Origin of the sequence: Methylobacterium sp. UNC300MFChir4.1, assembly GCF_900110155.1 — a bacterium.
GTDB lineage: Bacteria > Pseudomonadota > Alphaproteobacteria > Rhizobiales > Beijerinckiaceae > Methylobacterium.
In genome coordinates this window covers 41,716-57,471 of the sequence record NZ_FOCS01000017.1, presented here as the reverse complement: position 1 = coordinate 57,471, position 15,756 = coordinate 41,716, and the positions used below count along the sequence as shown (strand labels likewise).

The following is a 15,756-nucleotide window of genomic DNA, read 5'->3' as shown; positions in this document are numbered from 1 at the left end:
TGCGTGACACAGCAAGTTGCCGTGTCTCAGCCGAAGCAACACGTTTGTCGCACCCGCATCATCCTGCATGAGAACGGTTTTTTACTTGCTGGGATTGGCCGGATTGGTGCCTGACGGGCCGGCCGTGCGGTGCTCCAGGGGCGCCTGCGGCTCGGTCGCGGAGGTGCCGCCGGGCTGGGCCGGCGGCACGGGACGATCGGCATTCTCCTTGATCGAGTTGCCGCCCGGGTCCGGCGCGTCCTTGGCGGCCGACTGCTCCCGCGGCACCGGCGCCTGGCTCCAGCCGTCCTGCGCGCTGCGGGACTTGTCGCCCATCGCGTCGACGCCCTTGATCTCGCCCGGTTTCGTCTGCGCGAGACAGGGCGACGCCGCCGTCGCGAGACCGAGGAGCAGCGACATCATCAGAGGAATCGAGCGGGACACGGGGCGCCTCCTGGCAGCAGGGGGAATGCGGGGAGAATGGCAGCGGGCGAACAGCAGCGGGGAATGCCCGGGCAACGTAGCCTTCGCAGCGGCAGTTCCGGCCTGCGACACCGACCCGGCACGGGGCACCGGGATCGCGTGGCGGTAGCGCGGCCGCGGCGGTGACGGCTCCTTAACCAAACCTTGCAACCGTACGTGTCCACAGGTGCGAGGATTTCCCGGTCATGTCGAAGCCGCATCCCGAACGCCCCTGCGAGACCGAGCGGTCGGTCGACGCGCCGCCGCTGAGCTCCGACATCCGGCGCCATCTCGGCCAGAACCTGCGCGCGCTCTTCACCGACACGCTGGCGGCCCCGGTCGACAAGCGGCTGGAGGCCCTGATCGCCCGGCTCGACAAGCCGAAGCGCTGACCCGGACCGCCGCCGGCAGGGGAGCGAAGGATCGCCGTCTTGCGGGCAACCGCGTGCGGCGCGAACCGCCGACGGCTCTCGCCGGCCCGCAGAATGCCGCCCGATGTGCGCTAGAGCACTTAAGATCGTTCGTTCTGAGAAACCCGATTCCGCGCAGGAAATCTTCTCCATCGGCGACGCCAGAGAGAAGATCCATGCGTTCTGATCGTCTACTGCCCTGAGTTATCTTGCATTTCCGGCACGATCGTCGATCCTGATCACGTTACGGCATCACGCGGGTCCACACCCGAGGCTTGACTTCGTTCGGTAAAAAGAACGATTTCGCGCCTCCCGGGGACGCCTGTCCCCTGCGTCGCAACCGCGGATGACTGGGGGATCGGACGTGATGACGAACGCTTCAGGTCTGGGCCGGATGGCTCGGGCGATCGGGCTGACCCTTCTGGCCGGAGCCGGCCTGCTGACCTGCGCGCTGCCGGCCGCGGCCGAGACCGCGCTCCTCAACGTCTCGTACGATCCGACCCGCGAGCTCTACCGCGAGATCAACGCCGCCTTCGCGGAAGAGTGGAAGGCCAAGACCGGCGAGGCCATCACGGTGCGGGCCTCGCACGGCGGCTCGGGCGCGCAGGCGCGCACGGTGATCGACGGGGTGGACGCCGACGTGGTCACCCTCGGCATCCCGTCCGACATCGACGCGATCGCCAAGCTCACCCGCAAGATCCCGGAAGATTGGCGCAGCAAGCTGCCGAACCAGGGGACGCCCTACACCTCGACGGTGGTGTTCCTGGTCCGGAAGGGCAACCCGAAGGGCGTCAAGGACTGGGACGACCTGGTCAAACCCGACGTGAAGGTGATCACCCCGAATCCGAAGACCTCGGCCGGCGGGCGCTGGAACTTCCTCGCCGCCTGGGGCTACGCCTACGGGAAGGACAAGGACGCCGCGAAGGCCGACGCCTTCGTCGGGCAGGTCTACAAGAACGTGCCGGTGCTCGACACCGGCGCCCGCGGCTCGACCGTGACCTTCGCGCAGCGCGGCCTCGGCGACGTCCTGCCGACCTGGGAGAACGAGGCCTACCTCGTGCTCCAGGAATTCGGCGCCGACAAGTTCGACATCGTCTCGCCGCCGACCTCGATCTACGCCGAGCCGCCTGTGGCCCTGGTGGCGGTCAATGCCGAGCGGAAGGGCACCACCAAGGCGGCCCAGGCCTATCTCGACTTCCTCTACGGCGACCGCGCCCAGGCGATCTTCGCCAAGCACCATTATCGGCCGATCCGGCGGGAGGCGGCCGCCCCGGCGGACCTCGCCCAGCTGCCCGAGATCAAGCTGTTCAAGATCGAGGACCTCCAGGGATCCTGGGACGAGATCCAGAAGCGGAACTTCGACGCTGGCGGCCTGTTCGACCGTCTGAGCCGGGCCGGCCGCTGAGGCTTCAGATCATGGTCCAGACGCCCCGTCCCCGTCGGACGTTCCGACGGCCGAGCGTGATCCCGGGCTTCGGGATCAGCTTCGGCTACACGCTGACCTGCCTCGGCTTGATCGTCCTGCTGCCGCTGGCCGGACTGGTGGTGAAGGCCTCGGGGCTCGGCCTGTCGGGCATCTGGGAGGTCGCCACCGATCCGCGGGTCGCCAGCGCCCTGCGGATCAGCTTCGGCGTCTCGGCCATCGCGGCGCTCGTCGCCTCGGCCTTCGGCTTCCTGGTGGCCTGGGTGCTGACCCGCTACCGCTTCCCGGGCCGCAAGCTGGTCGACGCCGCCGTCGACCTGCCCTTCGCCCTGCCTACCGCGGTCGCCGGCATCGCGCTCGCCTCGCTCTACGCGCCGGACGGTCTGCTCGGCGCGCCGCTCGCGCGCCTCGGAATCCAGGCGGCCTACACGCCAGTCGGGATCTTCATCGCCATGGTGTTCATCGGCCTGCCCTTCGCGGTGCGGACCGTGCAGCCGCTGATCGCCGAGATCGACAAGGAGATCGAGGAGGCCTCGGCCACCCTCGGGGCGACGCGCCTCGTCACCCTCACCCGGGTGGTGCTGCCACCGCTGATCCCGGCGGTGCTCACCGGCTTCGCGCTCGCCTTCGCCCGGGGTGTCGGCGAGTACGGCTCGATCATCTTCATCGCCGGCAACCTGCCCTACGTGTCGGAGATCGCGCCGCTGCTCATCGTCATCAAGCTCTCCGAGTTCGACTACGGCGGCGCGGCGGCCATCGCGACGATCATGCTCGGGATCTCGTTCCTGACGCTGCTCGCCATCAACCTCATCCAGGCCTGGTCACGGCGGCGGTTCGGCTATGTCTGAGATCTTCTCCCCCGCCTTCGTGCCGGCCGCCAAGCCGGCCCCGGTCGCCTCGGAAGGGGCGGGCGTCCGCGTGGTCCTGATCGGGATCGCGGTAGCGTTCCTGGCGCTGTTCCTGGTGCTGCCGCTGTTCGCGGTCTTCCTCCAGGCCTTCTCGAAGGGGCTCGGGGCCTTCCTGGACGCGTTCCGGGAGCCCGACGCCTGGAGCGCGATCCGCCTGACGCTGACCGTGGCGGCGATCGCGGTGCCGTTCAACGTCGTGTTCGGGCTGGCCGCCTCCTGGGCGATCGCCAAGTTCGAGTTCCCCGGCAAGGCGCTGCTGATCACCCTGATCGACCTGCCGTTCTCGGTCTCTCCGGTGGTCTCCGGGCTGATCTACGTGCTGCTGTTCGGGTCCCAGGGCCTGTTCGGCTCCTGGCTCCTCAACCACGGCGTCCAGATCCTGTTCGCCCTGCCGGGGATCGTCCTGGCGACGGTGTTCGTGACCTTCCCGTTCGTCGCCCGCGAGCTGATCCCGCTGATGCAGGAGCAGGGCACCGCCGAGGAGGAGGCGGCGCTGACGCTCGGCGCCTCGGGCCTGCACGCGTTCCGGACGGTGACGCTGCCCAATATCCGCTGGGGCCTGCTCTACAGCGTGCTCCTCTGCAATGCCCGGGCGATGGGCGAATTCGGAGCGGTGTCGGTGGTGTCGGGCCACATCCGCGGCCTAACCAACACCATCCCACTCCACGTGGAGATCCTCTACAATGAGTACAACTTCGTCGCCGCATTCGCCGTCGCTTCGCTCCTCGCCGTCCTTGCCCTCATCACCCTCGTCCTCAAATCCGTCCTCGAATGGCGCTTCGCGGGTGAGCTCGCGCACGGCCGCGCACACTGATCGCCCCTCCACGGCGATCCGGGTCGAGAACGTCTCGAAGACGTTCGACACGGCGGCGGTGCTGCACGACCTGTCGCTGGACGTGCGGGCGGGCGAGCTGATCGGGCTCCTCGGCCCGTCGGGCTCGGGCAAGACGACGCTGCTGCGGATCATCGCCGGGCTCGACGCGCCGGACCGGGGCCGGATCCTGTTCGGCGGCGACGACGCCACCGGCCTGCCGGTGCAGGAGCGGGCCGTGGGCTTCGTGTTCCAGCACTACGCCCTATTCAAGCACATGAGCGTGGCCGACAATATCGCCTACGGGCTGAACGCGCGGCGCCGCGCCGACCGGCCGGCCAAGGCTGAGATCAAGCGCCGGGTCGGCGACCTGCTCGACCTGATCCGCCTCTCCGGCTTCGGCGACCGCTACCCGTCGCAGCTCTCCGGCGGCCAGCGGCAGCGGGTGGCGCTCGCCCGGGCCCTCGCGGTCGAGCCGCGGGTTCTCCTGCTGGACGAGCCCTTTGGCGCGCTCGACGCCCAGGTCCGCAAGGACCTGCGCCGCTGGCTGCGCGAGATCCACGACCGCACCGGCCAGACCACGATCTTCGTCACCCACGACCAGGACGAGGCGCTGGAGCTGTCCGACCGCGTGGCCGTGCTCGATCGCGGCCGCCTGGAGCAGGTCGGCACCCCGGACGAGGTGCAGGAGAACCCGGCCTCCGCCACCGTGATGAAGTTCCTGGGCGATTCCGTCGAGGTCGAGGCGATCGCCGAGGGCGGCCGGGTGCTGGTCCGGGGCCGGGAGACGCCGGTCGCGGCGCCCACCAGCCTGTTCGGCCCGGTCAAGCTCTACGTCCGGCCCTGGCAGCTGCAGCTCGCCGAGCCCGAGGCCGCGCACCTCTCTGGCACCGTGCGCAGCTCGTACCGGACGCAGGGGCGCCAGCGGATCGAGGTGGCCGACGCCGAGGGGCGCGTCCTCGCCGTGGAGGATTTCGACGGCGTGCGCTACCCGGCCGGCCACCCGGTCGGCCTGCGGATCAACGGCGGGCACGTGTTCGGGTGAGGCTCGCCAGCGGCCGCGCGGCACCCTAGGCTCCCGGCCATGACCGTACCGAGTCGCGAACCCGCCTCCGACGTCCTGGCCGCCATCGGCCAGACGCCGCTGATCCGCCTGCGCCGCGCCTCCGAGGAGACCGGCTGCACCATCTACGGCAAGGCGGAGTTCCTGAATCCCGGTCTGTCGGTGAAGGACCGGGCGGCGCTCTCGATCGTGCGGGACGCGGAGGCGCGGGGCCTGATCCGCCCGGGCGGCACGATCGTCGAGGGCACCGCCGGCAACACCGGCATCGGTCTCGCCCTGGTGGCCTCGGTGCGCGGCTACCGGACGCTGATCGTCATCCCGGTCACCCAGTCCGAGGAGAAGAAGCAGACCCTGCGGCTCGCGGGCGCCCGGCTGGTGGAAGTGCCGGCGGTGCCCTTCGCCAACCCGAACAACTACGTCCACGTGGCTCGGCGGCTCGCGGAGAAGCTCGCCGCCACCGAGCCGGCGGGCGCCTTCTTCGCCGACCAGTTCGACAACGTCGCCAATCGGCAGGCCCATGTCGACGGCACCGGCCCGGAGATCTGGGCGCAGACCGGCGGCCGGGTCGACGGCTTCGTCTGCGCGGCCGGCACCGGCGGCACGCTGGCCGGCACCGCCGAGGCCCTGCGCGCCCGCAACCCGCAGGTGCGGATCGCGCTGTCGGATCCGGAGGGCTCGGCCCTCTATGCCCACTACACGACCGGCACCCTGAAGGCCGAGGGCTCCTCGATCACCGAGGGGATCGGCCAGGGGCGGATCACCCGCAACCTCGAGGGCTTCACCCCCGACCGCGCCTTCCGGATCCCGGACCGCGAAGCCCTCGACATCGTCTTCGGGCTGATGCGGGAGGAGGGGCTGTCGCTGGGCGGCTCGTCGGGCATCAACGTCGCCGGGGCGATCCGGCTGGCCCGGGACCTCGGGCCCGGTCACACGATCGTGACGATCCTCTGCGACGGGGCGGCCCGCTACGCCTCGAAGCTGTTCAACCCGGCCTTCCTCACCGAGCGCGACCTGCCGGTTCCCGGCTGGCTCGACGCGCCCGCGGACGCTCTGCCGGACTGGCACGCCTGAGGCCGGGGTCTCATCCGGAATTTTCCTCACAAAAGCGTGGCTTGGCGTTGAACGGAACGGAATGTCGCAGCGTTTGAACGGTCACGCTCGCACCAGCGCGACCGTCCGGAGAACGCGACCGATGTCCCTCGTCACCATCCTGCTTATCATCCTGATCATTCTGGCCTTCGGCGGCGGCGGCTTCCTCGGCGGCGGCGCGTATCGCGGCCCCGGCTTCGGCCTGGGCGGCATCCTGCTCATCGTGCTGATCGTGCTCCTGGTCACCGGGCGGCTCTGAGCGGCGGCCCGTCGCCTGGGCGGACGGCTCGTCCGCCCAGGCTCGTGAACGCCGGCGGATCCCGCGCGAGCGACAGGGGATCCGCCGCGCGACCCGCATCTCAGCGGCAGGTGATCCCCACCACGGCAGGCGCGACCGCGCCGGGCCCGCCACCCGAATGCGGCGCCGCCGCGGCGATGCCCTGGGCGGCGAGGAAGGCGGAGATCGCCCGCGCCGAAACGACCGGCAGGCGTGCCGGCGGCACCACCCCGGCGACCCGGCGCGGCGCCGCGGGATAGCGGGCGACGAGACCGACGAGGGCCCCCGACCGGTCCAGCACCGGCGCGCCGCCGGAACCCGGCTGGAGCGCCGCGATCACGTCGCCGCCCCGCGCCTCACCGGGAGCGGCCTGGACCCCGTCCGCACCCGGCGCCAGGGCGATCACGCTCTCCTCGGCACCGACGGGCTCGGTCCGGAGCGCGGGCCGGAGCGGGGCGGGGGCGCCGGGCACATCGAGGAGGGCGAGGCCGGCGGGATCGGTGGCGAGCACCCGCGCCGATGCCGCGCCGATCCTGGGCTGGGCGCAGCCCTCCAGCACGGCGGCGGCGGTCAGCACGCGTCCCGGCGCCACCGCGAGACCCGCGCCCGAGGCCGGCGCGGGGGAGAGGCTCGGCGGCCTCAGCGGCGCGGCCTGCGGCTGGGGCGCCGGGTGGGCGGCGACGCGGGCCGCCGGTGCCGGACCCGGGCTCGGGGGTAGCTGCGCGGCCGGCGCCGCGGCGGGATCGGGAAACGGCACGAAGGCGTTCGCCACGGCGATGACGAGCCGGTCGACCTCCGGCGCCAGGGCGCGATCGTAGCCGAGCAGGAACCCCCGCACGCCCTCCGGTCCGGACGCGTAGCGGATGTAGGACAGTCCCGGCCCGGTCTCGGCGGTGACCACCACGGTGTCAGGACGCCGCAGCTTGTAGGTCACCTTGCGGCCGGGGAGCGACGCGGTCGCCTTCTCGAACAGCGCGTCGAGGCTCTCGGCCCCCGGCGGGAAGGCGCGGGATTCCAGGGTGACGCGGCCGTCCTGGCTCTGCCAGCGGGTTCCGGATGGCAGGGCGGTCCGTCTCGCCAGGAGCCTCTCGGGCACGCCCATCACGGCGCCGGTCCCGGGATCGACCGCGACGCGGAAGCGCGCCGCGTTCCGCGCCGCCGCGCCGGCGGCCAGGAGCGCCGCCCGGCCGCGCGGATCGAGGGGGTCGGCCCCGCCGGTCCGGGCGCCGTAGGCGGTGAGCGCCTCGAAGGTCCGGCGCCCGAAGGACCCCGACACGACGGCGTTGAAGTCGCCGGTCCAGACCAGGGCGTCCTGGACGGCCTTGCGGTCGGCCTCCGGCAGGGCCTCGAAGCCCGCACGCATCGCCTCGAAGACGGGGTCGGCCGGCGCGCCGGCCGCCGGCGCGGGTCTGGGGGCGGCCCGGGCGGGCGCCGGCCGGTCCTGGGCCCCAACAGGCCCGGTGCCGAGGGCGATCAGGATCGCGAGGGCCGTCGCGCGCCGGGCGCGGCCGCGCAGGGTATCCGGGTTCCGACACCGCGACGCGTCACCCGAATCCATGCCCGCCCCCGACCCTCTCTGCCCCGCGTCGTCCCGATCCTGGCAGAGGCCGCCGCGACAGGCCAGATCAATCCGGTGCCGGGCCGGTGTCGGCCCGGTCCCGGCAGCCGTGCGTCCGGCGCCGCGATGCGCTACAGGGCGGATCTCCGGCCCTGGGCGGCGGCCGGATCCCGGATCGGTCGTCCGGCCACGCGATGCCGCCACGGTTCGACGCGGAGCCCGGCATGAGCGACACGAACAACACCTTCAAGAAGGCGCCCAAGCGTAAGGCCGCCAAGGGCAAGAGCATCAGCGTCTCGCCGGAGATGCGGCAGGCCTACGCCGACCTGATCCAGGAGCGCGCCGAGAAGCAGGAGGCCTACGGCCGCCACCTGCCGCAGGACGAGACGCGGCGGCGGTAGCGCGGCCTGGAGAAGCGCCGCCCCGCATCGGCCTCAGCGCTTGCGCACGAACTCGGTGCGCAGCACGAGGCCCTTGATGGTGTCGTGGCGGCAGTCGATCTCTTCCGGATCGTCCGTGAGCCGGATCGACCGGATGACCGTGCCCTGCTTCAGGGTCTGGTTCGCACCCTTGACCTTGAGGTCCTTGATCAGCGTGACCGAATCGCCGTCGGCCAGGACGTTGCCGGCCGCGTCGCGGACGGCATGCGCCTCGGCGGGCGCGGCCGCGGATCCGGGCGGGAGCCACTCGCCCGTCGCCTCGTCGTAGACGTAAGCCTCGTCGTCGCCGCTCAAAACCGTGCCCCCTGTCCGGATCGGGGCCGGGTCCTGTGAGGATCGCGTGGGCCCGTCATCAGCGCCCCGGCACACCGAATCGGTCGCCGAGTCGGCGCGGGACGCCGCGAGCCTAGCCGATCGGGCCGGCCCCGCGCGAGAGCGGGAACCGGCCCGACGGAGCGCCTTACCGCTTCAGCGGACCGGCCTCGATCACGTCCTCAACCGTGCGCAGGCCGGCGCGCGGGGAGTTGACGAGGCAGGCCATGTTGCCCGGCGGGTGCTGGTTCTTCCACATCTTGGTGTGGGCCTGGGGGATCTTGTCCCAGGGGAAGACCTCGCTCATGCACGGGTCGATCCGCCGGTCGAGCACGAACTGGTTCGCCGACGAGGCCTGCTTGAGGTGGGCGAAGTGCGAGCCCTGGATGCGCTTCTGCCGCATCCAGACGTAGCGGGCGTCGAAGGTGATGTTGAAGCCGGTCGTGCCGGCGCAGAACACCACCATGCCGCCGCGCTTCACCACCAGCGCCGAGACCGGGAAGGTCGCCTCGCCCGGATGCTCGAACACGATGTCGACGTCCTGCTTGCCGGTGATGTCCCAGATCGCCTTGCCGAACTTGCGCGCCTCCTTGGTCCAGGCGTGGAACTCGGGGCTGTTGACCTTGGGCAGCTGGCCCCAGCAGTCGAAGTCCTTGCGGTTGATGACGCCCTTGGCGCCGAGGCTCATCACGTAGTCGCGCTTCGACTCGTCCGAGATCACCGCGATCGCGTTGGCGCCCGAGGCCGCGCAGAGCTGCACGCCGAACACGCCGAGGCCGCCGGAGGCACCCCAGATCAGCACGTTCTGGCCCGGCTTCACCGTGTGCGGGGCGTGGCCGAACAGCATGCGGTAGGCGGTGGCGAGCGTCAGCGTGTAGCAGGCGGCCTCCTCCCAGGTGAGGTGCTTCGGCCGGACCATGAGCTGGCGGGACTGCACCCGGCAGAACTGCGCGAACGAGCCGTCGCCGGTCTCGTAGCCCCAGATCCGCTGCGAGGGCGAGAACATCGGGTCGCCGCCGTTGCACTCCTCGTCGTCGCCGTCGTCGCGGTTGCAGTGGACGATGACCTCGTCGCCGACCTTCCAGCGCTTCACCTTGGAGCCGACCTTCCAGACGATGCCGGAGGCGTCGGAGCCCGCGATGTGGTACTCGCCCTTGTGGACGTCGAAGGGCGAGATCGGCTCGCCGAGGCCCGCCCAGACGCCGTTGTAGTTGACGCCCGCCGCCATGACGTAGACCAGCACCTCGTCGTCGCCGATCTCCCAGACCGGCAGCACCTCGAGCTGGTGGGACTGTTCCGGGGGACCGTGCCGCTCGCGCCGGATCGCCCAGGCATACATCTTGGCCGGCACATGACCCAGCGGCGGGATCTCACCCATCTCGTAGAGGTCCTTGACCTCCCCGCCCGTCGGACTGATCGCAGCGCTCGCCGCCATCTCGCTCTCCTCTCGTCCCGCGTGTTTCTCACGGCCGCGGTTCTCCATCGCGCTATACCGGCGATGCCGGAGGCGTCCAAGTGGGCCGAAAGTCGAAAGCCGACGGTTTCCGACATGAAAAAAGCGCGAGCACAGGGCGCGCGACCACGTATTCAAAATCGGCTTTCCGGCAGACCAAGTATTATTCGGCGCCGGCCTCGGTCGCCCTGGCCCCGAGACCTTGCCCGACTCCACCGCCGCGCGCCCGAGCTGCTCCGGGCCGTCCGGCGAGCACATGCACCTCTAAGTCATTGGTTCGACTTGCTCTCTCGCGCCTGGACAGCGGCAAGTCCCGCTAAGAACAGTTCAGGTGGACATTATACCAGCACTGATAAAGCGGATCGGGACCGTCGCGCGGCACCGTCCGGACCGCGGGTGCGGGCGGCGCGCGGGCGGCGGCGCGCCGCGGCGCCTTCAAATCCCGCTGTTCCGACGGGCAAGTTTTTTCATGAGCCGCGGATGCCCGCGCGGGCGTCTTGCACTTCCGTCCCGGATGACGCGTGCTCAAGCCTTCGCTACGGTGACCGCAAGGCCGCGCCCCGCGCGGATACAAAGATCACACGGAGGCGAGGAATGGGCGCGAGCGTCGCCGAGACCAGGAGCGACAAGTCGAGCCGCGACAAGCCCTGGATCATCCGCACCTATGCGGGGCACTCGACCGCGGCGGAGTCCAACAAGCTCTATCGGGGCAACCTCGCCAAGGGCCAGACCGGCCTGTCGGTTGCCTTCGACCTGCCGACCCAGACCGGCTACGACCCCGACCACGAGCTGTCCCGCGGCGAGGTCGGCAAGGTCGGCGTCTCGATCGCACATCTCGGCGACATGCGGACCCTGTTCCAGGACATCCCGCTCGCCCATATGAACACCTCGATGACGATCAACGCCACGGCCCCGTGGCTGCTGGCGCTCTACCTCGCGGTGGCCGAGGAGCAGGGCGCGCCGATCGCCGCCCTCCAGGGCACGACCCAGAACGACATCATCAAGGAGTACCTGTCGCGCGGCACCTACGTGTTCCCGCCCGCGCCGTCCCTCCGGCTCACCAAGGACGTGATCCTGTTCACGACCAAGAACGTGCCGAAGTGGAACCCGATGAACGTCTGCTCCTACCACCTGCAGGAGGCGGGGGCGACGCCGGTCCAGGAGCTGTCCTACGCGCTCGCCATCGCCATCGCGGTGCTCGACACCGTGCGCGAGGACCCCGAGTTCGACGCCGCGAGCTTCCCCGAGGTGTTCGGCCGGATCTCGTTCTTCGTGAACGCGGGCCTGCGGTTCGTCACCGAGATCTGCAAGATGCGGGCGTTCTCGGAGCTCTGGGACGAGATCGCCCGCGAGCGCTACGGCATCGACGATCCGAAGAAGCGCATCTTCCGGTACGGCGTGCAGGTGAACTCCCTGGGGCTCACCGAGCAGCAGCCCGAGAACAACGTCCACCGCATCCTGATCGAGATGCTGGCGGTGACGCTGTCCAAGCGCGCCCGCGCCCGCGCGGTGCAGCTCCCGGCCTGGAACGAGGCGCTCGGCCTGCCGCGGCCCTGGGACCAGCAATGGTCCATGCGCATGCAGCAGATCCTGGCCTTCGAGACCGACCTCCTCGAGTACGACGACATCTTCGACGGCAGCCACGTGATCGAGGCCAAGGTCGAGGAGCTGAAGGCGCAGACCCGGGCCGAGCTGGAGCGGATCGGCGGCATCGGCGGCGCGGTGGCGGCGGTGGAAACCGGGGCGCTCAAGCGCGCGCTGGTGGAGTCGAACGCGCGCCGGATCTCGGCGATCGAGGCCGGCGATCAGATCGTGGTCGGCGTCAACAAGTGGCAGCAGGGCGAGCCGTCGCCGCTCACGGCCGGGGAGGGGGCGATCTTCTCCGTCTCCGAGACCGTCGAGATGGAGGCGCAGAGCCGGATCCGCGAGTGGCGCGGCCGCCGCGACGAGAACGCCGTGGGCCAAGCCCTCGACGCCCTGGAGCAGGCGGCGCGCTCCGGCGCCAACATCATGCCGCCCTCGATCGAGGCTGCCAGGGCCGGCGTCACGACCGGCGAGTGGGGCGCGCGCCTGCGCGCGGTCTTCGGCGAGTACCGGGCGCCCACCGGCGTCACCGTGGAGACCGTCTCCAGCGGCGCGGCCGAGGAGGCCAAGCTCCTGATCGCCGATCTCGGCGAGCGGCTCGGCGAGACGCCGAAGCTCGTGGTCGGCAAGCCCGGCCTCGACGGCCACTCCAACGGCGCCGAGCAGATCGCGCTCCGTGCCCGCGACGTCGGCTTCGACGTCACCTACGACGGCATCCGCCAGACGCCGGCCGAGATCGTCGGGAAGGCCAAGGAGACCGGCGCCCACGTGGTCGGCCTGTCGATCCTGTCCGGCTCCCACGTGCCGCTGGTGCGGGAGGTCCGCGCCAAGATGCGCGAGGCGGGGCTCGACCACATCCCGGTGGTGGTCGGCGGCATCATCTCGCCGGAGGACGAGCTGGTCCTCAAGAACATGGGCGTGCGCGCCGTCTACACGCCGAAGGACTACGCCATCGACCAGATCATGGTCGGGCTCGCCAAGGTCGTGGAGAAGGGTCTGGATCGACGGGACGGCCCGGCGGATCCGCCGCGCGCCGAGGCCCAGGTCTACTAGCGGACCGAGACTGCCCGGACCGCACGCGGTCCGGGCAGGACCAAACAACCTTAATATTTCTCAGACAAGCATAGGCCCCGGTCCCACGTGCGGGACCGGGGACGAATCCTATGCGCGCCGGTATCTCCATCGCGGCCAAGCTCGGCCTGTGTCTCGCGGCCCTGGTGCTGCTGATCGCCGCCACGAGCGGCCTCTCGCTGGCCGAGCTCGGCCGCATCGAATCCGCCGCCGCGCAGCTGCGCGACACGCGCATCCCAGCCACCGACGCCCTCGGCCGGATCGGCATCAACTTCATGCGGCAGCGGGTCAACGCCGTCCGCCTGATCACCGCCGACACGCCGGCGCTGCGCGCCGAGGTCGCCGACCAGATCGCCAAGCGCGACGCGCTGCTCGCGGCCCAGTACGCCCGGTACGAGGCCCTGCCGCTGACCCAGCCCGAGCGCGAGGCCTACGCGGCCTTCCGCCAGCACGTGGCCACCTACGCCGAGCAGCAGCGGGAGGCGGTGGCCAAGGCCGAGGCGGGCGACGTCGCCGGCGGGCAGCGGATCTACAACACGGTGATGTCGGACAGCATCCGCGCCATCATGGCCGACTGGGAGAAGCTCGTCGCCCTGAACGGCGACGGCTCGCAGGCGAGCGGCACGCTGATCGCGCAGACCTACGACGCCGCCAAGCGGAACGTGCTGGCGCTCGCCGGCCTCGCCCTGCTGGTGGCGCTCGGGGCCTTCGTGCTGGTGACCCGCGGCGTCAGCGGGCCGCTCCGCAAGATCGCCGCCGTCACGCAGCGCCTCGCGGCGGGCGACGCCGAGGTGGCGATCTCCGGGCAGGAGCGCCGCGACGAGATCGGGGCGCTCGCGGGCTCCGTGGTGGTGTTCCGCGACAACCTCGTCCGCGCGCGCGCCCTGGAGGCCGAGACGGCGCTGGCCCGCGCCGATGCCGAGACGCAGCGCCGGGCCGCGACCCGGGCCATGGCCGACGCCTTCGAGCAGGCGGTGGGCGGCATCGTCGGCGGCGTGTCGGCGGCCGCGACCGAGCTGGAGGCCACCGCCCGGACCCTGACCGGCAGCGCGACCGAGGCGGCCGGGCAGTCCGGCACCGTCGCGGGCGCCGCGAGCGACGCCGCCGCCAACGTCAACACCGTCGCGGCCGCCGCCGAGGAGCTCGGCTCCTCGGTGCAGGAGATCGGCCGGCAGGTCAGCAGCTCGGCGGAGCTCGCGCGGGTCGCCGTCGCCGAGGCGACCAACACGGTGGCGCTGGTCCAGGACCTGAGCGGCGCGGCCGCGAAGGTCGGCGACGTGGTGGCGCTGATCTCCGGGATCGCCGCCCAGACCAACCTGCTGGCGCTCAACGCCACGATCGAGGCGGCGCGCGCCGGCGCCGCGGGCCGCGGCTTCGCGGTGGTGGCCTCGGAGGTCAAGGCGCTGGCCGAGCAGACCGCCCGGGCCACCGAGGAGATCACCGGCCAGATCGGACGGATCCAGTCCTCCACCGGGCAGGCGGCGTCGGCGATCGACGGGATCGGCCGGCGCATCCGCGAGATCGACGGCGTGGCCTCCAGCATCGCGGCTGCCGTGGAGCAGCAGGGCGCGGCCACGCAGGAGATCGTCCGCAACGTCGCCGAGGCGGCCGCCGGCACCGGCGCGGTCACCGGCACCATCGCGAGCCTCGCCCAGTCCGCCGAGGAGACCGGCGCCGCCGCCGCCCAGGTGCTTGGGGCCGCGAGCGAGATGTCGCGCCAGTCCGAGCATCTCGGGGCCGAGGTCGCGCGCTTCCTCGCCACGGTGCGGGCGGCGTAGCCCCCTCACGGTCGGGTGGCGGATCGCGTAGGACGGCGCCATGCCGCCCAACTTGCCGCCCGACGCGCCGCCCGCCCTGTCCGCCTTGCCGTCCGCCCTGACCGCGATCCTGCTCCTGGCGGTGCCCCTCGCCGCCGCGCTCTCGGCGGGCCTGATCCTGCGCCTGCGCCCGCTGCTGCAGCGCTACGCCCTAGCCCGGCCGAACGCCCGCTCCAGCCACACCGTGCCGACCCCGCAGGGGGGCGGGATCGCCGTGGTGACGGCGCTGGTCACGATCTCGGGCCTGCTGATCGCGGCGCCGGAGATCGGCGGCCGGCCGGACTGGATCTGGCTCGCCGGCGGCGCCCTGGCCCTGGCGGTCCTCGGCGCCGTGGATGACGTCCGGCCGCTGCCGGCCGCCCTGCGGCTCGCCGTGCAGGCCGTCGTGGTCGGCCTGCTGGTCTGGCACCTGGACGGGCGCCTGCTGCCCGGCCTGCCGCTCTGGCTGGAGCGCGGCCTGGCGCTGCTGGCGGGCCTGTGGTTCGTCAACCTGACGAACTTCATGGACGGGCTCGACTGGATGACGGTGGCGGAGATCGTCCCGGTGGCGGGCGCGCTCCTGCTCATCGGCCTCGCCGGGCACCTGCCGCCGCTGCCGACCCTGGTGGCGGCGAGCCTGCTGGGCGCGGTGCTGGGCTTCGCGCCGTTCAACCGGCCGGTCGCGCGGCTCTTCCTCGGGGATGTCGGCTCGCTGCCGGTCGGGCTCGTCACCGCGTGGCTGCTGTGCCAGCTCGCCCTGGCGGGCGGACTCGCCGCCGCCCTGCTGCTGCCGCTCGTCTATCTCGCCGATGCCAGCCTGACCCTCGCCGCGCGGGCGGCGCGGGGCGAGCGGGTCTGGGAGGCCCATCGCGGGCACTATTACCAGCGGGCCACCGTCAACGGGCTGACCGTGCCCGGCGTAGTCGGACGGGTGTTCGCGGCCAATCTCGCCCTGGCGGCGCTCGCCGCCGCGACCTTGTTTTGGCCGTCCTGGCCGGTCACGCTCGCCGCATCGGCCGCCGGGCTCGCCCTGGTCGCCGCCCTGCTCCGCCGCTTCGCCCGCGCCCCGGCGCCGGCCCCAGCCGAAGGTGCCGCCCAGCCGTGACAGAGGCCGCCCAGC

At 71.8% G+C, this 15,756-nt stretch carries 15 protein-coding genes; 11 read left to right on the top strand and 4 right to left on the bottom strand.

Annotated elements, in window-relative coordinates; all coding sequences use genetic code 11:
* Positions 1-81 precede the first annotated feature (81 nt).
* Positions 82-423, bottom strand: coding sequence for a hypothetical protein (locus tag BMY19_RS21125; protein WP_100252848.1), 342 nt, complete (start codon positions 421-423; stop codon positions 82-84).
* Positions 424-647: 224 nt separating this feature from the next.
* On the opposite strand from BMY19_RS21125, the gene BMY19_RS21120 reads away from it, so the two are divergent.
* The 7 genes from BMY19_RS21120 to BMY19_RS21090 all read left to right on the top strand — a co-directional run bounded on the left by BMY19_RS21120 (position 648) and on the right by BMY19_RS21090 (position 6,404).
* Positions 648-833 carry a hypothetical protein gene (locus tag BMY19_RS21120; RefSeq protein ID WP_042672044.1) on the top strand — a complete coding sequence of 62 codons (186 nt, stop codon included), beginning with the start codon at positions 648-650 and terminating at the stop codon, positions 831-833.
* Positions 834-1,245: 412 nt separating this feature from the next.
* On the top strand, positions 1,246-2,256 hold the full coding sequence (locus BMY19_RS21115; protein WP_020092431.1) for a sulfate ABC transporter substrate-binding protein: 1,011 nt from the start codon (positions 1,246-1,248) through the stop codon (positions 2,254-2,256).
* An 11-nt stretch (positions 2,257-2,267) separates the two neighbouring features.
* The gene (cysT, locus tag BMY19_RS21110; RefSeq protein WP_012318099.1) at positions 2,268-3,122 is read left to right on the top strand and encodes a sulfate ABC transporter permease subunit CysT; all 855 of its coding nucleotides are present in this window, start codon (positions 2,268-2,270) and stop codon (positions 3,120-3,122) included.
* On the top strand, positions 3,115-3,996 hold the full coding sequence (gene cysW, locus BMY19_RS21105; protein ID WP_042672043.1) for a sulfate ABC transporter permease subunit CysW: 882 nt from the start codon (positions 3,115-3,117) through the stop codon (positions 3,994-3,996). The genes cysT and cysW overlap by 8 nt, the downstream gene beginning before the upstream one ends.
* On the top strand, positions 3,968-5,038 hold the full coding sequence (locus BMY19_RS21100; RefSeq protein ID WP_244534969.1) for a sulfate/molybdate ABC transporter ATP-binding protein: 1,071 nt from the start codon (positions 3,968-3,970) through the stop codon (positions 5,036-5,038). Before cysW ends, BMY19_RS21100 begins: the two co-directional genes overlap by 29 nt.
* 39 nt (positions 5,039-5,077) lie before the next feature.
* Entirely contained in the window at positions 5,078-6,127 is a 1,050-nt protein-coding gene (locus BMY19_RS21095) for a cysteine synthase A (RefSeq protein WP_100252847.1), read from the top strand.
* Between the two features lie 121 nt (positions 6,128-6,248).
* Positions 6,249-6,404 carry a hypothetical protein gene (locus BMY19_RS21090; RefSeq protein WP_007563230.1) on the top strand — a complete coding sequence of 52 codons (156 nt, stop codon included), beginning with the start codon at positions 6,249-6,251 and terminating at the stop codon, positions 6,402-6,404.
* Positions 6,405-6,504: 100 nt separating this feature from the next.
* On the opposite strand, the gene BMY19_RS21085 is transcribed toward BMY19_RS21090, so the two are convergent.
* Positions 6,505-7,980, bottom strand: coding sequence for a serine protease family protein (locus tag BMY19_RS21085; protein WP_100252846.1), 1,476 nt, complete (start codon positions 7,978-7,980; stop codon positions 6,505-6,507).
* A gap of 224 nt (positions 7,981-8,204) precedes the next feature.
* Between BMY19_RS21085 and BMY19_RS30985 the strand changes: the two genes are divergently transcribed.
* Positions 8,205-8,381: a hypothetical protein gene (locus BMY19_RS30985; protein WP_012318104.1), complete on the top strand. Its 177-nt coding sequence runs from the start codon at positions 8,205-8,207 to the stop codon at positions 8,379-8,381.
* A gap of 33 nt (positions 8,382-8,414) precedes the next feature.
* Here BMY19_RS30985 and BMY19_RS21075 read toward each other — a convergent pair whose 3' ends face one another.
* Both BMY19_RS21075 and ccrA read right to left on the bottom strand, forming a co-directional pair.
* The gene (locus tag BMY19_RS21075; protein ID WP_100252845.1) at positions 8,415-8,714 is read right to left on the bottom strand and encodes an alkylphosphonate utilization protein; all 300 of its coding nucleotides are present in this window, start codon (positions 8,712-8,714) and stop codon (positions 8,415-8,417) included.
* Between the two features lie 166 nt (positions 8,715-8,880).
* Entirely contained in the window at positions 8,881-10,167 is a 1,287-nt protein-coding gene (ccrA, locus tag BMY19_RS21070; RefSeq protein ID WP_042672037.1) for a crotonyl-CoA carboxylase/reductase, read from the bottom strand.
* A gap of 612 nt (positions 10,168-10,779) precedes the next feature.
* On the opposite strand from ccrA, the gene BMY19_RS21065 reads away from it, so the two are divergent.
* The 3 genes from BMY19_RS21065 (at position 10,780) to BMY19_RS21055 (ending at position 15,741) form a co-directional block, all read left to right on the top strand.
* Entirely contained in the window at positions 10,780-12,822 is a 2,043-nt protein-coding gene (locus BMY19_RS21065) for a protein meaA (RefSeq protein ID WP_100252844.1), read from the top strand.
* A 110-nt stretch (positions 12,823-12,932) separates the two neighbouring features.
* On the top strand, positions 12,933-14,618 hold the full coding sequence (locus BMY19_RS21060; protein ID WP_100252843.1) for a methyl-accepting chemotaxis protein: 1,686 nt from the start codon (positions 12,933-12,935) through the stop codon (positions 14,616-14,618).
* A 40-nt stretch (positions 14,619-14,658) separates the two neighbouring features.
* Entirely contained in the window at positions 14,659-15,741 is a 1,083-nt protein-coding gene (locus BMY19_RS21055) for an MraY family glycosyltransferase (RefSeq protein ID WP_100252842.1), read from the top strand.
* Positions 15,742-15,756: the final 15 nt, after the last annotated feature.

What these genes read in the sequence shown, in the direction of transcription:
- BMY19_RS21065 (WP_100252844.1), top strand. Translation starts at nt 10,780, where the DNA reads ATGGGCGCGAGCGTCGCCGAGACCAGGAGCGACAAGTCGAGCCGCGAC.
- BMY19_RS21090 (WP_007563230.1), top strand. Translation starts at nt 6,249, where the DNA reads ATGTCCCTCGTCACCATCCTGCTTATCATCCTGATCATTCTGGCCTTC.
- BMY19_RS21055 (WP_100252842.1), top strand. Translation starts at nt 14,659, where the DNA reads ATGCCGCCCAACTTGCCGCCCGACGCGCCGCCCGCCCTGTCCGCCTTG.
- BMY19_RS21095 (WP_100252847.1), top strand. Translation starts at nt 5,078, where the DNA reads ATGACCGTACCGAGTCGCGAACCCGCCTCCGACGTCCTGGCCGCCATC.
- BMY19_RS21115 (WP_020092431.1), top strand. Translation starts at nt 1,246, where the DNA reads ATGGCTCGGGCGATCGGGCTGACCCTTCTGGCCGGAGCCGGCCTGCTG.
- BMY19_RS21060 (WP_100252843.1), top strand. Translation starts at nt 12,933, where the DNA reads ATGCGCGCCGGTATCTCCATCGCGGCCAAGCTCGGCCTGTGTCTCGCG.
- cysW (WP_042672043.1), top strand. Translation starts at nt 3,115, where the DNA reads ATGTCTGAGATCTTCTCCCCCGCCTTCGTGCCGGCCGCCAAGCCGGCC.
- BMY19_RS21085 (WP_100252846.1), bottom strand. Translation starts at nt 7,980, where the DNA reads ATGGATTCGGGTGACGCGTCGCGGTGTCGGAACCCGGATACCCTGCGC.
- BMY19_RS30985 (WP_012318104.1), top strand. Translation starts at nt 8,205, where the DNA reads ATGAGCGACACGAACAACACCTTCAAGAAGGCGCCCAAGCGTAAGGCC.
- cysT (WP_012318099.1), top strand. Translation starts at nt 2,268, where the DNA reads ATGGTCCAGACGCCCCGTCCCCGTCGGACGTTCCGACGGCCGAGCGTG.
- ccrA (WP_042672037.1), bottom strand. Translation starts at nt 10,167, where the DNA reads ATGGCGGCGAGCGCTGCGATCAGTCCGACGGGCGGGGAGGTCAAGGAC.
- BMY19_RS21120 (WP_042672044.1), top strand. Translation starts at nt 648, where the DNA reads ATGTCGAAGCCGCATCCCGAACGCCCCTGCGAGACCGAGCGGTCGGTC.